Source organism: Reyranella sp., from assembly GCF_004296935.1.
Classification (GTDB): domain Bacteria; phylum Pseudomonadota; class Alphaproteobacteria; order Reyranellales; family Reyranellaceae; genus Reyranella.
Genome location: NZ_SCVH01000116.1, coordinates 1 through 9,662 on the forward strand (window position 1 = coordinate 1; position 9,662 = coordinate 9,662).

The 9,662-nt window shown below is 64.1% G+C and carries 11 protein-coding genes; 4 read left to right on the top strand and 7 right to left on the bottom strand.

Features of this window, described 5'->3' with window-relative positions; genetic code table 11:
* The 5 genes from EPO55_RS16490 to EPO55_RS16510 form a co-directional block, all read right to left on the bottom strand.
* Positions 1 to 528: TlpA disulfide reductase family protein (locus tag EPO55_RS16490; protein ID WP_296338094.1), on the bottom strand; the 528-nt coding region annotated here is incomplete at its 3' end.
* A gap of 72 nt (positions 529 to 600) precedes the next feature.
* Complete coding sequence (locus tag EPO55_RS16495) at positions 601 to 2,232, bottom strand: thiamine pyrophosphate-requiring protein (protein WP_296338095.1); 1,632 nt, start codon at positions 2,230 to 2,232, stop codon at positions 601 to 603.
* Positions 2,233 to 2,247: 15 nt separating this feature from the next.
* Complete coding sequence (locus tag EPO55_RS16500; RefSeq protein ID WP_296338096.1) at positions 2,248 to 3,429, bottom strand: VWA domain-containing protein; 1,182 nt, start codon at positions 3,427 to 3,429, stop codon at positions 2,248 to 2,250.
* A gap of 19 nt (positions 3,430 to 3,448) precedes the next feature.
* Positions 3,449 to 4,297 carry a MoxR family ATPase gene (locus EPO55_RS16505; protein WP_296338097.1) on the bottom strand — a complete coding sequence of 283 codons (849 nt, stop codon included), beginning with the start codon at positions 4,295 to 4,297 and terminating at the stop codon, positions 3,449 to 3,451.
* A 71-nt stretch (positions 4,298 to 4,368) separates the two neighbouring features.
* Positions 4,369 to 5,067 (bottom strand): cytochrome b/b6 domain-containing protein, encoded by a 699-nt coding sequence (locus EPO55_RS16510; protein ID WP_296338099.1) that lies wholly within the window; start codon positions 5,065 to 5,067, stop codon positions 4,369 to 4,371.
* A gap of 196 nt (positions 5,068 to 5,263) precedes the next feature.
* Here EPO55_RS16510 and EPO55_RS16515 point away from each other — a divergent pair, with 196 nt between their 5' ends.
* A complete protein-coding gene (locus tag EPO55_RS16515) occupies positions 5,264 to 5,722 on the top strand; it encodes a cytochrome c (RefSeq protein ID WP_296338100.1) in 459 nt (152 codons plus the stop codon).
* Positions 5,723 to 5,899: 177 nt separating this feature from the next.
* Here the strand turns inward: EPO55_RS16515 and EPO55_RS16520 are convergent, their stop codons facing one another.
* Positions 5,900 to 6,496 (bottom strand): TetR/AcrR family transcriptional regulator, encoded by a 597-nt coding sequence (locus EPO55_RS16520; RefSeq protein ID WP_296338101.1) that lies wholly within the window; start codon positions 6,494 to 6,496, stop codon positions 5,900 to 5,902.
* 750 nt (positions 6,497 to 7,246) lie between these two features.
* A complete protein-coding gene (locus EPO55_RS16525) occupies positions 7,247 to 7,501 on the bottom strand; it encodes a hypothetical protein (protein ID WP_296338102.1) in 255 nt (84 codons plus the stop codon).
* Between the two features lie 128 nt (positions 7,502 to 7,629).
* Between EPO55_RS16525 and EPO55_RS16530 the strand changes: the two genes are divergently transcribed.
* From EPO55_RS16530 to EPO55_RS16540, 3 genes are all read left to right on the top strand, one after another.
* Positions 7,630 to 8,127, top strand: a complete 498-nt coding sequence (locus EPO55_RS16530) for a hypothetical protein (protein ID WP_296338103.1) — start codon at positions 7,630 to 7,632, stop codon at positions 8,125 to 8,127.
* On the top strand, positions 8,124 to 9,329 hold the full coding sequence (locus EPO55_RS16535; protein WP_296338105.1) for an SEL1-like repeat protein: 1,206 nt from the start codon (positions 8,124 to 8,126) through the stop codon (positions 9,327 to 9,329). Before EPO55_RS16530 ends, EPO55_RS16535 begins: the two co-directional genes overlap by 4 nt.
* A 25-nt stretch (positions 9,330 to 9,354) precedes the next feature.
* A partial coding sequence (locus EPO55_RS16540) for an MmcB family DNA repair protein (protein ID WP_296338106.1) occupies positions 9,355 to 9,662 on the top strand: 308 nt, incomplete at its 3' end.

Sequence of the window (9,662 nt, forward strand, 5' to 3'; positions counted from 1 at the left end):
GCTGGACTTGGCCTGCTCGATCCAAGGACGCGCATGATCGGCGCCGCGGCTTTCCTCGGCCACGGCCACCACCATGAAGCCCTTGTCCTTCAGTTCGTCGTAGAGAGCCTGCCACACGGGCAAGTCAAAACGGCAGCCTCACCAACTGGCCCAGGTGGCGACGAAGACCTTGCGGCCGCGCAGCTGCGAGAGCGAGCGCGGCGTGCCGTCGATGTCCGGCAGGGTGAAATCCGGTGCCTGCAGGCCCGCGAGGGCGGCGTTGCGTTCGTCGGCCGGTGCGCCCAGCGCCCACACATCGTGAGCCTCCGTCGAAACAACCGGACCGCCAAGCTTCGTCCAGAACGCGGCGACGTCGACCTCGTTGCCCCGCACCGCCAACGCCGGCATTGGCACACAGAGTTCGGCGCGGCACATGCCCTCGGCCTTCAGCGTCCAGCCGGTGACGCGCTCGGCGTCCGCAGCCGTCATCCAGAGGCCGTCACGGGCCTTTACGTCGAGAGCGTCGGTCGGGGTGAGGATTTTTGTCATGCTGAGCGTAGCGAAGCATCTTTCCAGGCAACAGGAAAGGTCCCTCGCTACGCTCGGGACGACAATTTGCCGTTACTTCGGCACCGAGATCGTCACTTCCTTGGAGGTGATGAACTCGAGCAGAACCGGCACGCCCTTCTGGGTCTGCTCGATGCCGCGCTTGATGGCGGGGATGATGTCTTCGGGCTTGGTTACCCGCTCGCCATAGCCGCCGAAGGCGCGCGCCATCGCGGCATAGTCGCCCGAGATGTCGGTCGAGCGATACTTCTCGGTCGAGACCTTCATGATGTGAAGCTCGATCGCCATCGAGAAATTGTTGAGCAGGATCGACATGATCGGAATGCGCTCGCGCACCGCGGTCTCGAAATCCATGCCGGTGAAGCCGATCGCAGCATCGCCCCAGACGTTGATGCAGAGCTTGTCCGGGCAGGCGAGCTTGGCGCCCATGGCGAGGCCGAGGCCGTAGCCGAGCTGGGTGGTCTTGCCCCAGCCGATATAGGTGTGCGGCGCCGTCGTCTTCCAGAACGGCGAGAGCTGGTCTCGCGGACTGCCGGCGTCGTGGGTGATGATGGTGTTGGCGATATCGACGGTGTGCTGGAGATCCCACAGCACGCGATAGGGATTGAGCGGCGCCTCGTTGTTGGTGAGCTTGGGCATCCACTCCTTCAGCCACTCGTCCGCGATCGACTTGATCTCGGCAACGACCGCCGTCGGGTCGCGCTTGGTGGCGCCCAGTGCCTTAGCCGCCTCGACCAGCGCCGCGAGCGTGAGCTTGGCGTCACCCACGAGTCCATACTTGATCGGCACGTCCTTGTTGAGATGCGCCGGGTCGAGCGTGGCATGAATGATGGTCTTGCCGGCCGGCATCGAGATGCCGAAATTGGTTTCGGTGAAGGAACAGCCGATGCCGAGGATGACGTCGGAGCGGTCGAGGAAACTGCGCACCGCCTTCGGGTAGGCGCGGCCGCCCGAACCCAAAGCCAGCGGATGGGTCTCGTCGAAGCTACTCTTGCCCTCGAGGCTGGTGCAGACCGGGATCGCCAGCAGCTCGGCCAGCTGCTTCAACTCGTCGTAGGCCTCGGCCCAGTGCACACCCTGGCCGGCATAGATCACCGGCCGCTTGGCCGCCAGCAGCACCTTGGTCGCCTCGCGCACCGCCGCTGGATCGGGGCCATACTTTGTGACGACAACGGGCTCGTAGACCAGCGGATCGGGCGCGTCCTCGCCATAGGCGTCGGCCGGAAGCTCGACGATGACGGGCGAGCCGCGGCCGTTGCGCAGCAGGCTGAAGGCCCGGCGCATGATGTTGGCGATCTCCTTGCCGTTGGTGATCGGCTCGGCGTGCTTGGCGACATGCGCCATGGCGAGGGTCGAGTTGAAGTTGGGCGGCACGTGGGCGATGCGGCGCGGATAGCCCTGCGGGATGACCAGCAGCGGGATCGATTCACCGAAGGCCTGCGCCACGCCGCCATAGGCGTTTTCCGCGCCGGGGCCGCTCTGCATGCAGAACACGCCCATCTTGCGGCCTTTGGTCATGCGCGACATGGCATCGGCCATGTGCAGGCCGATGCGCTCCTGGCGCACGATGATCGGCCGGATGTCGACGGCGGCGCACGCCTCGATCAGATGGTTGACCGGGTAGGCGAAGAGATATTCCACGCCCTCTTTCTTCAGGATTTCGGCGATCGCCGGCCCGGTTTTCATCTGCGTTCCCCCAAATTACTTGTTCAGTTCCTTCATCGCGCTGTCGAGACCACCCAAGGTGAGCGGGAACATGCGGTTGGAGCTCAGCTGCTGCAGCAGCTGGATCGACGGTGTGTAGCTCCAGTGCCGCTCCGGCACCGGGTTGAGCCACACCATGCTGCGATAGGTCTCGGCCATGCGCTGGATCCAGACCTGGCCCGCCTCCTCGTTCCAATGCTCCACCGACCCGCCGGGATAGGCGATCTCGTAGGGGCTCATCGAGGCATCGCCGACGAAGATGATCTTGTAGTCGGGCGGATAGGTGTGCAGCAGCTGCGCCGTCGAGAAGGTGTCGACGTGACGGCGGCGATTGTCCTTCCACAGCTTCTCGTAGAGGCAGTTGTGGAAGTAGAAGAACTCGAGATGCTTGAACTCCGTGCGCGCCGCCGAGAACAGCTCCTCGCAGACGCGGATGTGGGCGTCCATCGAGCCGCCGATGTCGAACAGCAGCAGCAGCTTCACCTTGTTGCGCCGCTCCGGGATCATCTTGATGTCGAGGTAGCCCGCGTTGCGCGCCGTGCTGCGGATCGTATCGGGCATGTCGAGCTCGACCTCGGCGCCTTCGCGCGCGAACTTGCGCAGGCGCCGGAGTGCGATCTTGATGTTGCGCGTGCCGATCTCGACGGTGTCGTCGAGGTTCTTGTACTCGCGCTTGTCCCAGACCTTGACCGCGCGACCCTCGCGGTTCTTGTCCTGGCCGATGCGCACGCCCTCGGGATTGAAGCCGTGGGCGCCGAACGGCGAGGTCCCCGCCGTGCCGATCCACTTGCTGCCGCCCTGGTGGCGCTTCTGCTGCTCCTCGAGCCGCTTCTTCAGCGTCTCCATGAGTTTCTCCCAGCCGCCCAGCGCCTCGATCTGCGCCTTTTCCTCGTCGGTCAGCAGCTTTTCGGCAAGCTTGCGGAGCCACTCCTCGGGAATCTCGGCCGCAACACCTTCGCCGGGCACGGCCTCGAGGCCCTTGAAGATATGGCCGAACACGCGGTCGAACTTGTCGAGATTGCGCTCGTCCTTCACCAGAATGGCGCGCGACAGGTAGTAGAAATCATCGACGCTGAAGTCAGAGACGCCCTTGTCCATGCCCTCCATCAGCGCGAGGTACTCCTTGATGGAGACCGGCACCTTGGCTTGGCGGAGTTCAAGGAAGAAGTTCACGAACATCGCGATCTCCTCTTCGCCGCTACTGGCGCTGCTCTCTCCGCGCCATGAAGGCGAGACGCTCGAACAGATGCACGTCCTGCTCGTTCTTGAGCAGTGCACCGTGCAGCGGCGGGATGAGCTGCTTGGAATCCTTGGAGCGCAGCGCGTCCGGCGACATGTCCTCGACCATCAGAAGCTTCAGCCAGTCGAGCAGTTCGGAGGTCGAAGGCTTTTTCTTGAGCCCGGGCACTTCGCGGATGTCATAGAACACGTTCAGCGCCTCGCGCAGCAGGTTGCGCTGCAGGTCGGGGAAGTGGACGTCGACGATCTGGGTCATCGTCTCGCGGTCGGGAAAGCGGATGTAGTGGAAGAAGCAGCGGCGCAGGAAGGCGTCGGGCAGCTCCTTCTCGTTGTTCGACGTGATCATCACGATCGGCCGCTGCTCGGCCTTGATGACCTGCTGCGTCTCGTAGACGTAGAATTCCATGCGATCGAGTTCGAGCAGCAGGTCGTTCGGGAACTCGATGTCGGCCTTGTCGATCTCGTCGATCAGCAGGACCGGTCGTTCGGGGGCGGTGAAGCCGTCCCAGAGCTTGCCGCGCTTGATGTAATTGGAGATGTCCTTGACGCGCTCGTCGCCGAGCTGGCTGTCGCGCAGGCGGGACACGGCGTCATACTCGTAGAGACCCTGCTGGGCCTTGGTCGTCGACTTGATATGCCATTCGATGATCGGCGCCTTCAGCGCCTTGGCGACCTCGTGCGCGAGCACGGTCTTGCCGGTGCCCGGCTCGCCCTTGATCAGCAGCGGACGCTGCAACGCGATGGCCGCGTTCACTGCCACGCGCAGGTCGTCGCTGGCCACGTAGGAGTCGGTACCGGTAAATTTCATGATGCAAAATCCAAATTCACAAGGGCAGCGGGCACCCTAGAGGGGGGCCTTCCGGGCAGCAAGGCCGGGGGTCAGCCGCCGGCTCTCACGATGAAATACACGATGGCTGCGGCCACAAGCAGCAGCGACACCGCCAGCCGGCCCGGCGCGAAGACGAGCTTGGGCGCGGGCGCGCCCGGAGCCACCACGTCATCGAGCGGCTTGCGGCCGGTCACCATGGCGCCGATCAGGTTCTGCCTCTTCCAGACGAGGTAGACGATCGCCGCCAGCACGTGCAGGGCCACCATCCATAGAAGGACGTTGATCCAGAATTTGTGGAAGGCGGTCGCCCGCTCGACCCATTTGTCAGCGACCAGAAGCGCGAGCGGTCCGTTCACCGTGCCCATGTCGGTATCGGCCGAGAAAAATCCCGCAAAGACCTGCAGCAGCACGGCGAGCAGAAGCGCCACGACCATCGCGCCGCCCACCGGATTGTGCCCGGCCTCACGCGGTCGGCCTCGGCCCAGCAAGTCCCGGAGGTGGTCAATGGCGGCTGACGGACCCTTCACGAAATCGGTGAAGCGCGCCGTTGTGCTGCCGACGAAGCCCCAGGCGATGCGAAACAGCACCAGGGTGAGAATCGCGTAGCCCGACCAGAAGTGGAGCTTCATCCACTCCCCACCGGCCCGGGCGGTGAAATAGGAGACCACCATCAGGATGACGAGTGCCCAATGAAACAGCCGGATGGGCAGATCCCAGACCCGGATTTTGCGTTGATTCTTGTCGGCCATGCGCTGTTTATCGACTCCCCCGACGAAGCTGACAATCCCCGGACGGCCGGGACCTGCGACAGTCCACTACACGCAGTCGTGATGGCGACAGACCCACCTATCCTGTTCGCTTTGACCCCAACCTCTGCAACTAATGTGGTGGTCGTCGAGGTCCAAAGGGCCCTGCGGCTGATTGAATTCAAAGGGGATGGTTCACATGAGGAAGACTCTGGTTCTGGCGGTGATCGGCGCGCTTGCCGCCGGTGCAATGGTGGGCGGCGCGACGATTGCGATGGCCCAGGGCGACCCGATCAAGGAGCGCCAGGAAAACCGCAAGCAGGCCGGTGCTGCGATGCGCGCGATCAAGGGCATCATCGACGCCAAGGGAGCGACTACAGGTGCCGTCGAGCAGGCCGCCAAGCTCAAGACTCTCGAGGCTTCTTTCGTGAAGCTGTTCCCGGCCGGATCCGACAAGGGCGAGACCAAGGCCCTGCCCGCGATCTGGACCGACATGGCGGGCTTCCAGGCGGCCAGCAAGGCGGCCAACGCGGCCTACGACAAACTCGCCGTCGCGGCGGGCTCGGGCGACATGGCCGCCCTGACCGCGGCGTTCGGCGAGACCGGAAAGGCGTGCGGCGCCTGCCACGACAAGTTCCGCGCCAAGCCGAAGACCTGATTTCGCTCTGACGACAGGGGAAAAGGCGCCGGATCGGCGCCTTTTTCTTTGGCCGCAAAGGAAAGGCCGGTCGCTTGGGGAAACGACCGGCCTCCTGTGGGGCCCGTGGCTAGGGTGGGGTTGGGTGAGAGACGAAGCCTTGGGTGTGTGGGAAGGGGGCTTCGTCGTGGTGGCTGGTTAGGCCACCGCCACGGGCTGGTTGGGAACCGTGAGGGCCTGCTGGACGATGGCCTCGGCGGTGAAGCGCCAGGTGCGCGACGCATGAACCGGAGACAGGCGGAGCTGCTCGCGCATGTTCATCCAGCTATCGAGGCCGAAAGCGACATCGAGCGAGTCGAGCACCAGATCACGCGCACCAGGATGAAGATTGCCGAGTTCGGTCGCGAACCACACGGCCAGACGTTCGCGCAGCAGCCGGCGCAACTGGGCCACGCCCAGGCCAACCGCCGGCGCCACGCTGCGCACGCGTTCGGCGAAATGCCACACCGGCAGCCACTCTTCGAAGAGCTGGGCCCGGTCCGACACCAGCAATTCGATGCGATTGGACAGCGGCGCCTCGGCATCCACGGGACCGTTGACGTCGAACGCCCGGCTGACGGCCAGATCGAAGGCTGCCGCATAAAGATCGGCGAGACTGGTGAAGTGCTGGAAGAGCGCCCGACTGGACACTCCCGCAATGGTCGCGATCGCTGCCGAGGTCGGCTCGACGTCACCGGCCTGGATCAGATCCAGCGTCGACTGGATCAAGGCCTGTCGGGTTCGCAGACCGCGCACGATGCGGCCGTCTTGCGAACGCGAAACATCGATGGGGAATCCGACAATTTTCATATTGAAACCAATAGAATAAGAATTGCTTTAATGGCTGTACCTTAACACGGCGCTAGAAGCGTGTAACTTGCAAAAATGCATATCTCCGTCGATATGGACCCTGATTTTGTTGCATTTTTTTTCTGAGATAGACATTTTTGGGAAGTCTGACATTGCATTTAACCTGCAATAACTGTGAACGCCGAGAGGCGCAGTAGCGCTTTTCCTCAATTTTGTTCAGGGGTCAATCCCGGCTCGGCAACCGTCTGTGGACGACTCGATGCCAAAAAACGGCTGGGCCGAAAATACGAAAGGCCGGTCGCTTGGGGAACGACCGGCCTTCCTTAGGAGCCCGCCTGGGTGTGGGGTTATCGAAGCCTTGGGGTGTGTGGGAAGGGGGCTTCGATGAGCGGCTTGGGGGCCGCTGGCGGGCTAGGTGGAACTTTGGGTGGGTGCGGGCACGCTCAGGTTAGGGAGCGCTGCCAAACTGGGATGAAATACCTTTCGGATATGAATTACGAAGTGAGACCAGAACCTCTTATGGAGGCAACTTAACAAACCAACCCGCCGTCCGTCACCTGCAAAATTGCATATCTGATTTTGACTACCCCCCCCTGTTTCCTAATGATTTCTGCAGGCTCCGGGCATCAGATAGTCAAAAAGGGTGACTCTATTTTGCCTCTTCAATCACCATTGGTCAGTGATTATCGTTTGATATCAATAGTTTATAAACTTGAAGACCGATTCGTGACGGCAATTCCCATGCAAATTGATCGCCGGCTGACCGAAAGCATCAGGACCATCGACCAAAGTCGTCCAGTGCTTGGAGAATTGGACATAGGCGGACCGAGGATCAGAGCCCCAATCCGGCGGCAAATTGATCGGTTCCCGTCGTCGCACGCCGCGGTCGATCGGGATGTCGCGCCACAGCGTTTCCGAGCGGCCAATCGCACAAAAAATCAAAGTCGTCATGACGACAATGCCCCTCGCCCGTGGTCGCGCGCGGCTTCGTGTTTCGGCCCCAATTCCATGCTAGACGATGCCGCGTTCCGCCAATACTGACAGCTGCCGCCAGCCGTCGTTATCGGGAGTTCTCATCCGTGCGAGCCGTCCGTTCCCTGCGATCCCTTCTCTGCGTTCCCGCCGCCGTCGCGCTGCTGGCAGTGGTGGCACAACCCGCCGCCGCCGGGCTCGATGAGGCCCTCAAGGCTTTGCAGGCCGGCGACATGCCGGCGGCGGAAAAGGAACTTCAGGTTCTTGCCAAGGAACGCGATCCGCGCGCCCAGTTTCTCCTCGGCCTCTACGTCTACGGCAATCCCGAGTCGAAGCTCCACGACGGCAACAAAGCCACGCCGTTGTTGCTCGATGCCGCCGAGCGCGGCTACCTGCCTGCGATGATCCCGCTTGCTGGCGGCTATGCCGAAGGCAAGGGCGTGCCGAAGAGCGCCTTCGAAGCCTACAAGTGGGTGGCGATCGCCGAGCGGTGGAACGTACTCAACGCCAATCTCGCGCTCGAGCAGGCGGCCGCCGGTCTCAGTCCGGCCGAAATCGAGAAGGCCAAGGCTGCGGCACTGGCCTACACCTTCAAGACCAAATGATCGTGCGGCAGGCGGTGCCGCTCGCGGCACTTCTTGCGGCCGGCACCGTCGCGTACGCTCAATCGAACGAAGCGACCGATGTCTCGCCGGCCCTGCGTCCGGCGGTGACGGCATATCGCACCGGCGATCTGGCCGGTGCCGAATCGTCGCTGCGTGCGCTGGCGCCGGCCGATGCCGACGCCGCGGCGTGGCTGGGGGCGCTTCTTCTGGAACGGGGTGCCCAGCGCGAAGGTCTGCGGCTGATCCAGCAATCCGCCGACGCCGGTTCGGCCGAAGGGGCCCACCGGCTGGCGCTGGTCTTCGCCAACGGCGACGGCGGCACGCCACGCAACGAGACGCGGGCGGTCGAACTGTTCGAGCGTGCGGCGGAGAAAGGCCACACGCGCGCCCAACTCAACCTGGGGACGCTCTACCTGCGCGGCCAGGGCGTGCCGCGCGATCTCATCCAGGCGCGCGCCTGGCTCGAGAAGGCCGCGGCCAACGGCGACCCCTACGCGCTTTATGCCCTCGGTCGCGCCATGTCGGAGAGCCTGGGGCCGGCCAACGCCGATCAGGTCCGCGCCTCCGACCTCTATCGACGGGCGGCCGAGAAGGGACATCCTTTCGCCGCCCTGCGCTACGGCCTGGCGCTTGCGGACGGCAGCGGCGTCAAACGCGACGTCGTGGCCGCCCAGCGCTGGCTGGTGCATGCGCAGGGGAGCGGCGTTCCCGAGGCCGCGTTGGCGCTGGGCGACATGGCGGCGCGGACCCCCGCCTCGCGCGACAAGGCGATGAACGAGAAGATCCTGCGACTGGCCATCAACTGGTTCGAAGTCGCCGCGAACGCCGGTGTGCCGTCGGCCCAGTTCAAGCTCGCCAACGCCTATCTTGCCGGCGCCGGCGTCGCGCGCGACCCGTCGCAGGCCCAGCTCTGGTATGGCCGCGCCGCTCAGCAGGGATTGACCGAAGCCCAGAACGCGCTCGGCATCATGCTGATCGGCGGCGCTGCCGGCGTCTCCGATCCCGTCGAAGGCTACAAGTGGCTGGCGATCGCCGAGCGCGGCGGACATCCCGAATCCCGCGCCATCCGCGAGAAGACCACCGAGCAGATGCCGGACCGCGACCGCAAGCGCGCCGAGACCTTGGCCCAGAAATTCGTGCCGACGCCGGAGACCCCGGTCGATCCCGCGCCACCGCGCCTCAACCCGCCCACCAAGCCCTAGCAACGCGGCGCCCGGGTTCGCGGCCATGGACACACCGCCCACCCCATCGTCGGCTGCGCGCCAGGCGCGGCCTGAGGTCACGATCGCCGTCTGTCGCGGCGCCTGCCGGCTGATGCGCCAGGCCGGCCTCTCCGTGTTGCTCGAACTGCCGCTGCCCGACGGAAGACGCGCCGACATCTTCGCCGTCGGCCGCGGCGGCGAACTCGTCATCGTCGAAGTGAAATCGTCGATCGAGGATTGGCGCGTCGACGGCAAATGGCCCGACTACCTCGACTGGTGCGACCAACTCTACGTCGCCGTTCCGGTCGACTTCCCGCAAGCCCTCATTCCCGA